At 30.0% G+C, this 15,243-nt stretch carries 12 protein-coding genes, 1 tRNA gene, 1 rRNA gene and 1 riboswitch; of the genes, 12 read left to right on the plus strand and 2 right to left on the minus strand.

The features are described from left to right. Positions 1–230 precede the first annotated feature (230 nt). The 5 genes from rrf (at position 231) to P8F83_RS00025 (ending at position 5,038) form a co-directional block, all read left to right on the plus strand. Positions 231–347 (plus strand): 5S ribosomal RNA (rrf, locus tag P8F83_RS00005). Between the two features lie 5 nt (positions 348–352). After that, a tRNA-Glu gene (locus tag P8F83_RS00010) sits at positions 353–427 on the plus strand. A 240-nt stretch (positions 428–667) separates the two neighbouring features. After that, a complete protein-coding gene (locus tag P8F83_RS00015; protein ID WP_326512938.1) occupies positions 668–3,616 on the plus strand; it encodes an ABC transporter substrate binding protein in 2,949 nt (982 codons plus the stop codon). Positions 3,617–3,747: 131 nt separating this feature from the next. Continuing rightward, positions 3,748–4,440, plus strand: coding sequence for a DNA/RNA nuclease SfsA (gene sfsA, locus P8F83_RS00020; protein WP_326512939.1), 693 nt, complete (start codon positions 3,748–3,750; stop codon positions 4,438–4,440). A gap of 67 nt (positions 4,441–4,507) precedes the next feature. After that, complete coding sequence (locus P8F83_RS00025; protein ID WP_021803187.1) at positions 4,508–5,038, plus strand: NUDIX domain-containing protein; 531 nt, start codon at positions 4,508–4,510, stop codon at positions 5,036–5,038. Between the two features lie 22 nt (positions 5,039–5,060). On the opposite strand, the gene P8F83_RS00030 is transcribed toward P8F83_RS00025, so the two are convergent. Further along, positions 5,061–5,399, minus strand: a complete 339-nt coding sequence (locus P8F83_RS00030) for a hypothetical protein (RefSeq protein WP_238903711.1) — start codon at positions 5,397–5,399, stop codon at positions 5,061–5,063. Next, complete coding sequence (locus tag P8F83_RS00035) at positions 5,383–6,648, minus strand: DUF1576 domain-containing protein (protein WP_326512940.1); 1,266 nt, start codon at positions 6,646–6,648, stop codon at positions 5,383–5,385. Before P8F83_RS00035 ends, P8F83_RS00030 begins: the two co-directional genes overlap by 17 nt. 105 nt (positions 6,649–6,753) lie before the next feature. Between P8F83_RS00035 and P8F83_RS00040 the strand changes: the two genes are divergently transcribed. The 7 genes from P8F83_RS00040 to P8F83_RS00070 all read left to right on the plus strand — a co-directional run bounded on the left by P8F83_RS00040 (position 6,754) and on the right by P8F83_RS00070 (position 15,231). Beyond that, entirely contained in the window at positions 6,754–7,428 is a 675-nt protein-coding gene (locus tag P8F83_RS00040; protein WP_073020582.1) for a beta/alpha barrel domain-containing protein, read from the plus strand. Positions 7,429–7,501: 73 nt separating this feature from the next. After that, positions 7,502–7,668: riboswitch (Lysine riboswitch) on the plus strand. A 131-nt stretch (positions 7,669–7,799) separates the two neighbouring features. Continuing rightward, on the plus strand, positions 7,800–9,092 hold the full coding sequence (lysA, locus tag P8F83_RS00045) for a diaminopimelate decarboxylase (RefSeq protein WP_326512941.1): 1,293 nt from the start codon (positions 7,800–7,802) through the stop codon (positions 9,090–9,092). 152 nt (positions 9,093–9,244) lie between these two features. Then, the gene (locus P8F83_RS00050) at positions 9,245–9,466 is read left to right on the plus strand and encodes a DUF3006 domain-containing protein (RefSeq protein WP_073020587.1); all 222 of its coding nucleotides are present in this window, start codon (positions 9,245–9,247) and stop codon (positions 9,464–9,466) included. After that, on the plus strand, positions 9,467–10,060 hold the full coding sequence (gene lepB / locus P8F83_RS00055) for a signal peptidase I (RefSeq protein WP_238903717.1): 594 nt from the start codon (positions 9,467–9,469) through the stop codon (positions 10,058–10,060). A 27-nt stretch (positions 10,061–10,087) separates the two neighbouring features. After that, complete coding sequence (gene ftsH, locus P8F83_RS00060; RefSeq protein ID WP_315115414.1) at positions 10,088–12,088, plus strand: ATP-dependent zinc metalloprotease FtsH; 2,001 nt, start codon at positions 10,088–10,090, stop codon at positions 12,086–12,088. A 33-nt stretch (positions 12,089–12,121) separates the two neighbouring features. Further along, positions 12,122–14,272: a HelD family protein gene (locus P8F83_RS00065; protein WP_326512942.1), complete on the plus strand. Its 2,151-nt coding sequence runs from the start codon at positions 12,122–12,124 to the stop codon at positions 14,270–14,272. 152 nt (positions 14,273–14,424) lie between these two features. Beyond that, positions 14,425–15,231 carry a transporter substrate-binding domain-containing protein gene (locus P8F83_RS00070; RefSeq protein WP_326512943.1) on the plus strand — a complete coding sequence of 269 codons (807 nt, stop codon included), beginning with the start codon at positions 14,425–14,427 and terminating at the stop codon, positions 15,229–15,231. Positions 15,232–15,243 lie beyond the last annotated feature (12 nt).

The following is a 15,243-nucleotide window of genomic DNA, read 5'->3' on the forward strand; positions in this document are numbered from 1 at the left end:
CATACTAATAGATCGAGGGCTTGACCAATAGTTAACTGGAATATATAATAATATTATTAAAGGAAACTCTTTAGCTAAAGCTAATGAGTAAGTTCGGGGAACTAAATCATAGATTTAGACCCACACTTATGTGCAATTTTGAAAGAATAAAATTCTTTCCTAAGTCCTTTCAGCGTAGCTGTTAGGATAAGCGATCATACAAAATGTGAAATTTTGAATGTCTGCTTATATTTGGTGATAATGGCATAAAGGTAACACACCTTCCCATTCCGAACAGGATTGTTAAGCTTTATTACGCCGATGGTACTGCATGGGAGACTGTGTGGGAGAGTAGGAAGTCGCCAAATATTATGGCCCCTTGGTCAAGCGGTCAAGACACCACCCTCTCACGGTGGTAACAGGGGTTCGATTCCCCTAGGGGTCACCATAATCTATATAACTCCCTATAGCTGCAGATATAAGGAGTTTATATATATGTAATAATTTTATTAATAAGAATTTATACCACTCATTAAAGAGTGGTTTTTTGTGTTAAAAATTTATATGCTAAATATTTAAATGACTTAAATAACTATCCTTAATAGACAATGGTTTTCCAATATATTATAATGTTAATAAAGAAATTTGTAGAAAAAGAATAAAAAGACATTTTTGGTGGGGTGATAGGGTGTTTAGGGACAGATATTTATGTAAAAATAAAAGGTACATTAAAACATTTATTAAAGAGATAATGGTTATTACATTCTTATTAAATTTATTAATATATCCTGAAACTGTACACTCACAAGAAATTAAAGATAAAAGAGTATTAATTCTAAACTCATATGATTCAGCCTATTCATGGACTAATAATGAAGTAGACGGGATAGTAGAGCAAATAAAAGATTATGTACCGGAGGTTAATATTCATATAGAATATATGGATTGGAAGAACTATCCCGAGGAACGTAATGTGGAATTATTTAAAGAGCTTATAAAATATAAGTATGGGAAAATGGATATAGATGAAATAATAACTACGGATGATTCTGCACTTGAATTTGTAATTAATAACAGAAATGAACTGTTTAAAGATGTGCCAGTTATTTTTTCAGGAGTGTATGAAGATGTTGCTAGACATATGATAAAAGGTCAGGATAACATCACAGGGATATTTGAAAGTATAGATGCAAAAGGAACTATAGAAGCAGCACTTAATATAATTCCAAAAGCAAAAAATATCTATTTAATACATGACAATACAGAAACTGGAATAGGGTCTTTTAATGAAGTAAAAAATGCATTAAATGAAATAGGCAGAAATATAAATTTAGTGCAATTAAACAATATAGCCATAGATGATTTAGATAATACCTTACCAGAAATAGATAAAGATAGTATAGTGCTGCTCTCATCGTATACAAGAGATATAAATGAAAAAACTTTAGATGTTGAAAATATGACGAGGCTTTTAAGTTCAAAAATTCATAGACCTATATTTCAACTTTATGAGATGAATTTAGGATATGGAACTTTGGGAGGAAGTCTCCTAACAGCAGAAGGACATGGTAAGGATGCTGGGAAGATGGCAGCTAGAATATTAAGTGGAGAAAAAGCAGATGATATTCCATTAAATTCGGAATATTCTACTGAAAATATATATGATTATAATGTAATGCAGATGTATGACATATCTGAAAAGGATTTGCCAGCTGGAAGTATTATAATAAATGAAAAGCCTAGTATGTATAAAACATATAAGAAGTTAATATGGATAGTTATTTCTATAATATTGCTTTTATTATCACTGGTTTTTATTATGCTTATAAATATTATAAGTCGTAAAAAAGCTGAGAAAAAATTAATGAAGAATAACTATGAATTATCGGCATTATATGAAGAACTGGCAGCATCAGATGAAGAACTTAGAACTCAATATGAGCAGCTTGAGGAAAATAAAGAAGTTATTCAGAAAAATGAAGAAATGTACAGGCTTATTTTTGAGACCACTAATGATGGTATATGGGAAATAAATCTAGAGACAGGTGAGAGATATTTTTCTGAAAGATGGCATAAGATCTTTGAATTACCTATTGAAAAAACTGTAGATATGGATAAGTGGTTTGAGCTTGTACACCCTGAGGATTATTATATAGCTAAAAATTCAATTGAAGAAATAGCAAGTGGTTGTACTGATAGTTTTTCATGTAGTTATAGGATACTTACTAGTAGCGGAGAGTATAAATGGATTCATGCTAGAGGCAAATCTATGAGAGATAATAATGGAAAACCTTTTAGAATAGTTGGCTCTCACTCTGACATACATGATAAAAAGATACATGAAGAAAAAATAAAACAAATGGCTTTTTTTGATAATCTTACTGGATTAGCTAATAGAACTCAGTTCGTAAATAATTTTAATGAAGTTATAACCAGATCAGATAGTAATGCACTAATATTTATGGATTTAGATAATTTTAAAAATATTAATGATTCTTTTGGACATACTATAGGGGATAAGCTATTAATAGAAATAGCTAATAGAATTAAAAAATGTACCAAAGAATCAGATATTGTTGCTAGATTAGGCGGAGATGAATTTTTAATTTTAATTACTAACGTTTATGAAAAGCAGAGTGTTGAGTCATATCTTAATAATATGTTAGAGGAGCTAGGAAATAGTATAGTTATAAATGGTATAAATATTATTACATCTGCAAGCTTTGGAGCTGCATTATATTCTAAGGATGGAGATACCTTTGAAGAATTATTTAAGAATGCTGATACTGCAATGTACAAGGCTAAAGAGTCGGGTAAAAGAAATTACGTATTTTTTGAACAATGGATGAATGATGATATAGTGGAAATGGTTATTATGGAAGATAATCTAAGAACAGCTCTTGAGAACAATGAGTTTATATTACATTATCAGCCTAAATATAATCCATATGACTCTAAGATAGATGGATTTGAAGCACTTATTAGATGGAATAATCCTAACTTAGGACTTGTATCACCATTTAAATTTATAGGTATAGCTGAAAAGACTGGATTGATAATACCTATAGGAATATGGGTGTTAGAAAATGCATGCTATTTTGTTAAAAGCTTGCATAATAAGGGTGAAAGAAATATAAGTGTAGCAGTAAATGTATCTGTAATACAATTGGTTCAAAAAGATTTTATTGATATGGTTAATGATATCATAAAAAGAAGTGGAGTTGACCCTAGATATATTAACATAGAGATAACAGAGTCAATTTTAATGGAATCGATAGAAACAAACATATCTAAAATTAATGAATTAAAGAAGATCGGTGTAAAAATATCTTTAGATGATTTCGGAAAAGGATATTCATCCCTTACTTATCTAAAAGATATCCCATTTGATACCTTAAAAATTGATAAACTTTTTGTAGATGAACTATGTAATGAAAAAGATGATAATGCTATAGTAGGCACAATAATAAAGCTAGCTCAGCAAATGAATTTAGAAGTTGTAGCTGAAGGGGTAGAATCTGAGGATCAGTATAGATATTTGATTAATAATAACTGTGATTTAATTCAAGGTTATTATATTTCTAAACCTATTCCTATAGAGGAAATTGAGGATGTTTTGAAAAAGTATAATAAATAAAATGTCATAATAGCCATCTATTTATCTAAGATAAGTAGATGCTATTTTTTAAGTAATAGCAAAAAAACTATCCACAGAGCTGTGGAAAAGTGTTGTGGATTATGTTGATAATAATAAAAGGCGGTAAATAAATGATATTTAAAAATAATATTAAAACGGCAAAGTTTATAAAAAGACCAAATAGATTTAATGCACATGTATTAGTTGATGGTAAAGAGGAGGTTGTACATGTTCCTAATACAGGAAGATGTAGAGAAATTCTTAAAGAAGGAGCTAGGGTTATACTTAGAGAAGAGTTAAATCCTAGTAGAAAAACAAGGTATGACTTAATGACTGTTTATAAAGAAGATAAATTAATCAGCATAGATTCACAGGTACCAAATAAAGTAGTACGAGAAGCTCTAGAAAATGGTGTCATACCTTTATTAAAAGTGTATAATTTAATTGAGAGAGAAAAAACATTTGGAAAAAGTAGATTTGATTTTAAGCTAAGTAATGATTTTGGAGAAGAGTACTACTTAGAGGTTAAAGGGGTTACTTTAGAATTTAGTGGTGAAGCAAGGTTTCCAGACGCTCCAACTGAAAGAGGAACAAAACATGTATTAGAATTAGTGGAAGCTAAAAAACAAGGAAAAGGTGCTGGAATACTTTTCTTAATTCAATTAGAAGAAGTAAATAATTTTAGACCTAATTATGAAATGGATGAGAACTTCGGGAAAGCGGTTAAATTTGCAAAAGAAAATGGAGTAGATATATTTGCATATAACTGTAGGGTTACCGAAGACTCTATAAGCATTTTTAAGGAAGTGAAAGTGAGAATCTAAATCTTTGATTTAGTTCTTCGAACTTACTCCAGTGAGGAAGTTCTAGTTTGATGGGGAGGAACAAAAAATGAAGTTTAAATTTTGTCCATTGTGTGGAAAAAAGTTAGAGATAAGAGATAGCTGGGATGAAGGTGGGGTTCCTTATTGTAGTAGTGATGATATGATGTTTTTTGATACTCCTAAACCATGCGCAGTAATAGCTGTGGTTAAGGACGATGAAATACTATTATTAAAGCAAAGCTATATTTTTAAAAATTCAAAGGTACTAGTTTCTGGTTATGTTGGAACTAATGAAACTGTTGAAGACACTGTATATAGGGAAGTTAAAGAGGAAACAGGTATAGAAATTGAAGAGATAAAGTATTTAGGCAGTGATTTTGTTAAAGATAAGGATTTATTGATGTTAACTTATATGGCTAAATATAAAAGTGGAGAAATTAATAAATCATCAGAAGTTGAATGGATTGATTGGAGCAAAATAGAGGATGCTTTATGTGAAATGAGCGAAGATGAAGTAGGTAAAAAAGTAGTTAAAAAGGTTCTTAAAGAGATTGGATATAAGGGAACTAAAGCTTTTACTTGTGAAATAAGCAGATAAAACCATGTTTATCTGCTTATTTCTAATTATATCTTTCTACAGATATAGTTAAAAGGTTGTTTTTATAATTTATTTCAAAATGATCTATCATCATTCCTAATAACGAAAGTTCTGAGGAAGAGTGAAAATCACCATTTAATTCCCAATAATATTCTTCAATTTCATGTAATCTAGGAACACTTAAAACTCTATTTATATCTTCTAAATCAGAAGAGGTAAAGGTATCTGTTTTGCCGCTGATTTTTATTTTTATGCTGTTTTCATTGCAGGTCTCAATATCTAAAGAAGTGGCTCCTAATTTATAAAAATAAGCAGTTAGCTCACTTAACATTTTTATACTTTTATCAATAGTGTTTTTCATTTACATTCTCCTTTTTAAATGCATGTATAAGAGGAAGCATAATTACACAAACAAAACCTCCTGACAGGCCATTGTTATATAAATTTAATCCTCCGTGGACATAGCCTATATTAGTAACTAAAAATACGTGTAAAAATCCAGCTATTACTCCATATATGAAACCAAAGTTACCGGCTATTGGAGCTAAACAAGTAGAAAATAGTATAGAAATCAACATTTGAGGTGAGTTCACATCAAGTATATTAATATAAGCTGATAGGGTTGCACCTAAAATAACGGGTAATGTGTTTTTGGGATGTTTACCAAAAGCTGAAAATCCTATTATTGTAAAAATTGCACCCATCAAAGGGCCATTTAACTCTCCTCCTAGTATAAATACTATAATTAAAGATAGCAACCCCATGATACCCATATTTGCATATACACGATTTCCATACATTAAATAATAATCACTTACGAGTCTTCCAGAAGATTTATTTATTAACCTTAGAGAGTTTACTATATTATATTTATTATTACCTGTTAATGATATTAGTAGTAATGATATGCATATAATTATCACAATTATAGATAAAAATTTGTGGCTATCATGAAATAAAATCAGGTTGCTTTCAAAGTCTATTCCCAAAGATCTATAAATTGACATTATAAACATTGCCAAAATGCCTCCTGAGAACCCTAAATTATATAGATTAAATCCTTGGTGAAGTCTTAAACAATAGGATGAAATAGGAGGCAAAATAAATCCAATACATATTCCTAATAAAAATCCAAGTACATAACCTTCAACAAAAGAAAATTGACTAGTGAAACTCAGTTGAGTTACAGTAGGTGATAATGTTGTACCAAGTAAAGCTATTAATATATAATTAAGAAAAGGTTCTTTTTTGTATTTAGAGAATAGCCAAACCCCTATAATAATTGGCCATATATTTATTATGTTTTTTCCAAAAAACGAAAATCCAGTAGTTAACCATAAAGACATTATAGTAGAACCATTTGGCTTTACTCCAATGCGTATTAAAAGAGCTATCATTGATAAACCAGTCAACCCAACATTTATGAAGGTAGCTCCAATTCCACCTATAGCGAAATAGTCGGTCAGAAGGATATCTGGAGTAGTTAGAATATTTTTTAATCCTAAATAAAGTATATTAAGTTCTGTAGAAATCAGTGGGATTATGATCATCAATCCATAAAGAAGAAAATAATAAAGATAATTTTTTATTAATTTTTTTGTTGCGGTCATATATACCCCCTTAAAATAAAATTTATAAAATTGAAGTTAAAACCATTTATTAGTATATTTATAAGTATTATAATATATTTATAATACTTTGTGGAGGGAAAACATATGTCGATAAAAGAATCTAAATTTGTACCAGAAATAAAAGGCATACTAAGAAACCATGTAATTGAAGTACCTACTATTATAAGAAATTGTAGTGGAATAAAGATATTTGGTAAAAGAATTAAGTCGTTACTATTTACAACTGATGTTGCTATAATAAGAAACACCAATGCAGATGCAATTATAGCTGTATATCCCTTCACTCCTCAACCATTAATAACTCAAGCATTAGTTATGGCAGCAGATGTGCCTGTTTTTTGTGGTGTAGGTGGGGGAATAACTCAAGGGAAAAGAGTAGTAAACTTAGCTCTTGATGCAGAGTTTAAAGGTGCTATGGGTGTTGTTGTCAATGCTCCAACATCAAATGAAATAATTAAAAAAATTAGAAATACTATTGATATACCTGTTATAGTTACTATGGTTTCTGAAAATGAAAACATAGAGGAAAGAATAGAGTCAGGAGCCACTATACTAAATGTATCAGGTGGTAAAGACACTGCAGCTATAGTAAAGAGAATAAAGGACCAATATCCTGAATTTCCAGTTATAGCAACAGGAGGACCTACAGAAGAAAGTATCAGAGAAACAATACTAGCTGGTGCCAATGCTATAACTTATACACCTCCATTAGGTGGAGATATTATGAGTGACTTAATGGATAAGTACAGAAATTCATAAAAAAGTGTTGACAAATATATTTAATATGATATCATTGTATCAATAAGTTGAATAGTATATATAGAATATATATACCTAGGGTAGAGGTGCTGTTAGTTAATAGTATTTAGATTGAGCCGGCAAGCTAAGATGTCTAGAGAAAGGAACAACAGCCGAAGAGGTAATACCGGCAGGATTTATCTCTGGTCATGTACATAATATGTGCCTGACTGTCACGTTATGTGGAGAGCTACAAGGTAGGCTGATTGTAATATTATCAATGGTGATTCATTTATAGTTGCCTTTTACAAGAACCTATATTGAGACTCTATCCGTCACAGATTTTTCTGTGACTTTTGTTTTTGGGGTAAATAAATAAGGGGGAATTAAAAATGAAATTATTTGGTAGCATGAAAGTAGAAAACAATCATTTGACAATCGGAGGAATAAATACAAGCACATTAGCAGCAAAATATGGAACTCCTTTATATATAATGGATGAGGAGCTTATACGCTCAAATTGTAGAGATTATTATAATGAGTTTCAATGCGAAGCTAGGGGCAATAGAGTAGCTTACGCAGGAAAAGCATTTTTAACTTTAGATATGTGTAGATTAGTTATGGAGGAAAACTTATATCTTGATGTTGTATCTGGTGGAGAACTGTTTACTGCAAAGAGAGCAGGGTTTCCTTTAGAAAAAATATATTTTCATGGAAATAATAAAACTATAGATGAAATTAATTTAGGTGTAAGTTATGGGGTTGGAAGATTTGTTGTAGATAATCTTTATGAAATGGAACAAGTAGATAGAATAGCTAAAGAAAATAATAAGGTACAAAAAATATATCTAAGAATAACTCCTGGAATAGAAGCACATACTCATGAATATATAAAAACAGGTCAAATCGATTCTAAATTTGGTTTTGCACCAGTTGGAAATATAATCATGGATGCAGTAAGAAAAGCTATAGATCTACAAAATGTTGAACTTTGTGGAGTACATTGCCATATTGGATCACAAATTTTCGATATTGAACCTTATGAGGATGCAGCTGAAATAATGTTAAATCTAATATATAAAATCAAACAAGAAACAGGATATGTTGTGCCAGAGTTAGATTTAGGCGGCGGTTTTGGTATATTCTATACTGATGGAGATAGTCCTAAAGAAACTGGTGATTATTGCAAAGCTATATTAGATAAAGTAGATAAGGTATGTGAAGACTTAAATATAGATAGACCTATAATTACTATAGAACCAGGAAGATCCATAGTAGGTAATGCTGGAACTACTATTTATACTGTTGGTTCCATAAAAGAGATTCCTGGAATTAGAAAGTATGTATCTGTTGATGGTGGGATGACAGATAATATAAGACCATCATTATATAGAGCTGAGTATGAATGTTTAGTGGCTAACAATGTAATAAGTGATTATAGAGAAAGAGTAGCTATTGCAGGTAAATGCTGTGAATCAGGAGATATACTTTTAAATTCTATTGAAATGCAGAAAGTTAATAGTGGAGATATACTAGCAATATTGTCAACTGGAGCATACGGATATTCAATGTCAAATAACTATAATAAGACTCCAAGAGCTGCAGTAGTTATGGTTCAAAATAACACTGAAAAATTGATTTGTAAAAGAGAAACCTATGAAGATTTAATTAGAAATGAAATATAATTAATAGAAGACGACTTAGTCGTCTTTTAATTTTCAAAAAATTTATAAAACTATATAGCTTTTTCTGTTTATAAGAGGTAAAATAAAACTCATACATTAAAACTTTTTAAAATATGATATAATTAAAGAGAACCTTTTAAGGAGGAGGAAAAATGTCATCAATCTATATAGTTGATAGGATTGAAGGTAGATATGCTGTATGCGAAACTGAAAAAAAAGAGATGGTTGATATAGAATTGACAAATATCTTTGGTATTGTTAAAGAAGGTAAGGTTATATTAAAAAGAGAAGATGGATATTATGTAGATGAAGAGGCTACAATTAAGAGAAAAGATGAGATTAAAAAACTAATGGAAGGTATGTGGGAGGAGTAAATGCAAGAGAATATTAACGAAGACAATGTTAGTGAAGTCAAAGATGTTGAAGAAAATATTAAAGAAGAAGAGACAAAAAAGGTATCTGGGATGAAAGGATTTTTATTTGATTGGATATTACCTGTAGTACTAGCTTTAATTGCTACATTAATAATAAATAAATTTCTTTTATTTAAAGTATATATACCAAGTGAATCAATGAAACCAACATTAGAAAAAGGGGATCAGCTATTTGTAACAAAAGTATATAATTTAGAAAAGTTACAAAGAGGAGATATAATAGTTTTTTATTCTAATGAACTTGGGGATACTTTAATTAAGAGATTAATAGCTTTACCTAATGATAAAGTAGAAATAAAGGAAGGAAAAGTATATATAAATGGAGATGAAACTAGTGAGGAATATGTAAAAAATCCATCAATATATAATGGTAGTTTTACTGTTCCAGAAGGAAAGTATTTCTTCTTAGGAGATAATAGGGCAAATTCTGCTGATGCTAGATATTGGGCAAATCCATATATCGATGGACATGAAATTAAAGGAAAAGCGCAAGTAAGGGTATTTCCATTTAATAGAGTAGGAATGTTAAAGTAGACGAATGAAAAAGAGGTGAAATGTTTTATGTTTAAAAATAATAAGATGTTAAAATACGTTATCTATGGGGTTATAGCTTTAGTTTTTGTTGTAGCTATAAATTACTCTAAAAGTGCGTTAATGACAAAAAAACTTAAGTATAATGAATTTAAAGAAATGATAAGTGAGAAGCAAATAGAAAAAATAGTGATTGCAGATAACATAATTACGATTACGCCTACTAAAGATAGTGAATACTACGGAAAGAGTGTTTATGTTATACCACTTAATGATGATAAACTCATAGAAGAATTGGATTCGGCTGGAGTAGATTATGAAGGAAAGCAACCTGAGGCATTTCCTATATTAGACTTACTATTATATTGGGTTGGACCATTTATATTATTATTCTTTTTATCTAGACTTATGTTTGGCAAAATGGATAAAAAGATGGGTGGAGGAGTTATGTCCTTTGGGAAAAATACAGCTAAACTGTATGCCGAGGATGAAACTGGAATAACCTTTGAAAATGTAGCTGGACAGGAAGAAGCTAAAGAATCTTTAAAAGAAATAGTTGATTTTTTACATAAGCCAGAAAGATATACACAAATAGGTGCTAGATTACCTAAAGGAGCATTACTAGTTGGACCTCCAGGAACAGGTAAAACTTTATTAGCTAAAGCTGTAGCAGGTGAAGCAAAAGTACCATTCTTTTCTTTATCAGGCTCAGATTTTGTTGAAATGTTTGTAGGAATGGGGGCTTCTAGAGTAAGAGATTTGTTTAGGCAAGCAGAAGAAAAAGCACCTTGTATAATATTTATAGATGAAATTGATGCTATTGGTAAAAGTAGAGAAGGAAATATAAGTGGAAATGATGAAAGAGAGCAGACATTAAATCAGCTTCTTGCTGAAATGGATGGTTTTGATTCCTCAAAAGGTGTAGTTATACTTGCTGCAACTAATAGACCTGAGATTTTAGATAAGGCTTTATTAAGACCAGGAAGATTTGATAGAAGAGTAATAGTTGATAGACCAGACTTAATAGGTAGGGAATCAATCCTTAGGGTACATTCAAAAGATGTAAAACTATCTAGCGATGTTAATATAGAAGCTATTGCAAAATCCACTCCAGGAGCAGTAGGAGCAGACCTTGCAAATATTGTTAATGAAGCTGCTTTAAGAGCAGTAAAACACAAGAGAACAGTTGTTAGTCAAGAAGACTTAGAAGAAGCTGTTGAAGTTATTATAGCTGGTAAGGAAAAGAAAGACAGAATTCTTTCTCCTATGGAGAAAAAGATTGTTGCGTTCCATGAAGTTGGGCATGCTCTAGTTGCAGCCTTACTAAAAAATACCGATCCAGTTCATAAGATAACTATAGTGCCAAGAACTATGGGGGCATTAGGATATACCATGCAGCTTCCTGAAGAGGAAAAATATCTTGTATCTAAAGATGAGATGTTAGATCAAATAGCAGTTATGCTTGGTGGTAGAGCTGCTGAAGAAGTAGAATTTAATATAATATCTACTGGAGCTTCCAATGATATAGAGAGGGCAACTCAATCTGCAAGAAGTATGGTATCAATGTATGGAATGACTGAAACTTTTGATATGATGGCTTTAGAAAATGTTAGAAACAGATATCTAGATGGAAGAAGTGTAGCTAACTGTTCTGAACAAACCTTAACTAGAGTTGATGAGGAAACTTTAAAAATCATAAAAGCTTGCCATAAAAAAGCTATAGAACTTCTTGAAACTAATAAAGAATTACTTGCTGATATATCAAATGCTCTTTTAGAAAAAGAAACTTTAATGGGTGACGAGTTTATGGAGTTTATATTTGAAAAATATCCAGAACTAAGAGCCATAAAAGAAGAAAAAGATAAAGAGAGACAAGATAGAGAAAAGGCTAAAAAAGCTGTATATGCGAAATCTATAAATAGTATAGATAATTCAGTTAAAACAGAAGAGGATAAAGAAGAGAAGATAGAATTTATTGAAATCAAAAATGATGTTGAAAGTGATGAGATAAAGTCTAGTGATGATAATTAAGATAATAAAAGAGTTTCCGTAGGAAACTCTTTTATGTCGCTATTAGGAAAGGATGTTATTATGGAAGATAAACTATTAAACCTTGATAAAGAAAAACAAGTAGAATTTTTAGTTGAAAAAAGAAAGTTAGATGAAACATTAGAAATTATAAAAAAAGAAATTCTGTTAGGAATTGCAAAGAGAAAAGCAATTACAGATTATATATTAGAATATAGAAAAAAGTTTGTAGAAGAATATAGAGATGATGAAGATGCTGTTATAGAATTTTTTGACCATGAGAGATATGCAAAAGAAGAGGCTTATAAAAGTATAGATAGAAAGTTAAGAGAACTTACTATTTTGCAAGAATCCCCATACTTTGGGAGGATTACATTTATAGAAGAGGATGAACAATATCCAGAGACAATGTATATAGGTAGATTTGGAGTTACTAGTGAAGTTGAGCTAGAAGCGGTGGTTATAGATTGGAGAGCACCAATAGCATCTCTATTTTATAATGGAACACTAGGGAAAGCGGTATATAAGGCTCCAATGGGAGAAATAGATACTGATATATTAGGTAGAAGACAGATAATAGTAAAAAAAGGTGAATTAAAAGGGATATTTGATTCAGCTGTAGATGTTAAAGATGATATATTACAAATGGTTTTAAGCTCTAATTCTGACAGTAAACTTCAGGATATAATAATGACAATCCAACAAGAACAAGATGAAATTATAAGAATGGATAGAAGTAGTAACATCCTTGTAGATGGGGTAGCTGGAAGTGGAAAGACAACTATCGCACTGCATAGAGTTGCGTACTTATTATATAATTTTAGAAAACAATTAGAGGGAAAAGTTTTAATACTAGGTCCTAATTTTATATTTATGGAGTATATTTCTCAAGTATTACCTAGCTTAGGTGAGGTTGGTGTTATACAAGATACCTTCTTAAATTTTGCACTTAATGAACTGGGTGATATTAAAGTGATGGAATTCCAAGACTTTATTGAAAAAGTACTAAATGAAGATAAATATTTCTTGGAAGAGATAAAATATAAGTCATCTGAGAAGTTTATGAACTTTATAGACGACATAATAGAAAAATCAGAAGAGGAATACTTTAAATATCAAGATGTTTATTCTTTTAATGAAGTAGTTTATAAAAAAGAAGATATACACAAGATGATTTCTGAAGACTTTAAATATATGCCTTTATTTAAAAGAAGTGAAAAAGTTAAAAGAGTAATAATGTCTAAAGTCAAAAATAAAAGAGATGAAAAAGTATGGCAGTTAAATAAGGAAATAGAAGAGTATAAAAATAATTTATCTAAAGATGAGTTGTTTTTGGAAGAAGTAAATATAGAGTTTAGAAGAAAAAATGGAATAAGAGAAATTGTTAGAGAACTTATGAATACAAGAAAAAATTTAGAGGTGTGGATAAATCCTGAAGATCCTGTAGAGTTTTATAATAAAATAAATGGAAATAAGAATTTAACTCACTTAGATATAGCTCCAATTTTATACTTAATGGTGAAACTGTGGGGAATTAAATATAAAGGAGATATTAAACATATAGTAATCGACGAAGCTCAAGACTACTCTTTATTACAATTTAAAGCTATAAAAGAATATATTGGGTGTAATAACTTTACTATATTAGGAGATTCAAATCAAAGATTAATAAAAGTTGAAGAAACTCCAGCTATGCTAAATTTAAATACTGTATTTGGTGATGTAAAAGAATTTAAGTTAAATAAAAGTTATAGATCTACTCAAGATATTATGGAATACGCTAATAGGTATTTAAAAGAAGATAAGATAGTTCCATTAGTAAGAAAAGGTGATGAGGTTAAAGAGTATAGTGTTAGAAAAGAAGAGATAGTAGAAATAATTAATGACTCAATAGAAGATATGAAAAATAGTGGAATAGATAGTATTGCTATTATAAAGAGAACATCAGAAGGTATAAAAGAGCTTGGAAATCAGCTTAAAGAGAAAAATAATTTAGTTGTTTTCAATAGAGAGGACATCATATATAAAGGTGGAATTGTTGTAATACCATCATATTATGCTAAAGGCTTAGAGTTTGATGGAGTTATTATTGTTGATGAAAGCACAGAAGAAAAAGAAGATTTAATTAAATATATTATGAGCACGAGGGCACTTCATAGATTAGTAGATATAAATCAGATAAAATAGTAGTAAAAGTCTATGTTAGAAATTAAGAAAAATGTTAAATATTTTTATAAAAAAATTATAAAAAAGTTATTGCATATTTATAAAGTTAGGTTGTATAATTATCCTTATAAAAAATAAAGAAGATTGCTTTTAATTAAGGGGGAAATTTATAAATGAAAAAAGGAATAGTTAGTAAGATTGTAGCAGCTAGTTTAGTAGGCGTTATGGCTATGGGGTTAATGGCTTGTGGTAAGAAAGAAGAACAAAGTAAAAGTGCACTAGATCAAATAAAAGCTAATAAAAAGCTAGTAATGGGAACTTCACCAGACTTTCCACCTTTTGAATCAAAAGATACAAAAGGAAATGTAGTTGGAATGGATGTAGAGATAGCTAAAGAAATAGCTAAAGATTTAGGCGTTGAGTTAGAGATAAAAGAAATGGGATTTGACGGATTATTAGGGGCTCTTCAAGGTAAAAAGCTAGATGTAATTTTATCTGGAATGACTCCAACTGAAGAAAGAAAAGGTGCAGTAGATTTTTCTAGTATGTACTATAAAACAGACAACGTATTTGTAGTTCAAGAAGCAAATAAGGATAAATATGCTAAAATTGAAGATTTAAGTGGAAAGAAAATAGGAGTACAAAAAGGAACTGTACAAGAAGAATTAGTTAATGCAAAAGTAACTAGTCCTAATGTTAATGCTTTAGAAAAAACAGGCGATGTTGTAATGAATTTAAAGAATGGAAAGATTGATGCTGTTTTATTAGAGCAACCAGTTGCAGAAGCTTATGTTAAAAACAATCCAGGGTTAGCTTTATCTAAAGTAACAGTTGCAGATGAAGTTGGTGGATATGCAATAGCTATGACTAAGGGTGAATCAGATTTACAAGCAGCTATAAATAAAACCTTAGATAGATTAGAGAAAGATGGAAGCTTAACTAAATTCTTTGAAGATGCAAATGCAGCAATGGGAGAATAGTATTAGCTAGAC

Source organism: Clostridium intestinale (assembly GCF_035905475.1).
In the GTDB taxonomy this organism is placed as follows: Bacteria; Bacillota; Clostridia; order Clostridiales; family Clostridiaceae; genus Clostridium_T; species Clostridium_T intestinale.

Bases quoted from the DNA above. Each gene is read 5' to 3' on its own strand.
- sfsA (WP_326512939.1), top strand. From the start codon at position 3,748: ATGATATTTAAAAATAATATTAAAACGGCAAAGTTTATAAAAAGACCA.
- P8F83_RS00025 (WP_021803187.1), top strand. From the start codon at position 4,508: ATGAAGTTTAAATTTTGTCCATTGTGTGGAAAAAAGTTAGAGATAAGA.
- P8F83_RS00030 (WP_238903711.1), bottom strand. From the start codon at position 5,399: ATGAAAAACACTATTGATAAAAGTATAAAAATGTTAAGTGAGCTAACT.
- P8F83_RS00035 (WP_326512940.1), bottom strand. From the start codon at position 6,648: ATGACCGCAACAAAAAAATTAATAAAAAATTATCTTTATTATTTTCTT.
- P8F83_RS00040 (WP_073020582.1), top strand. From the start codon at position 6,754: ATGTCGATAAAAGAATCTAAATTTGTACCAGAAATAAAAGGCATACTA.
- lysA (WP_326512941.1), top strand. From the start codon at position 7,800: ATGAAATTATTTGGTAGCATGAAAGTAGAAAACAATCATTTGACAATC.
- P8F83_RS00050 (WP_073020587.1), top strand. From the start codon at position 9,245: ATGTCATCAATCTATATAGTTGATAGGATTGAAGGTAGATATGCTGTA.
- lepB (WP_238903717.1), top strand. From the start codon at position 9,467: ATGCAAGAGAATATTAACGAAGACAATGTTAGTGAAGTCAAAGATGTT.
- ftsH (WP_315115414.1), top strand. From the start codon at position 10,088: ATGTTTAAAAATAATAAGATGTTAAAATACGTTATCTATGGGGTTATA.
- P8F83_RS00065 (WP_326512942.1), top strand. From the start codon at position 12,122: ATGTCGCTATTAGGAAAGGATGTTATTATGGAAGATAAACTATTAAAC.
- P8F83_RS00070 (WP_326512943.1), top strand. From the start codon at position 14,425: ATGAAAAAAGGAATAGTTAGTAAGATTGTAGCAGCTAGTTTAGTAGGC.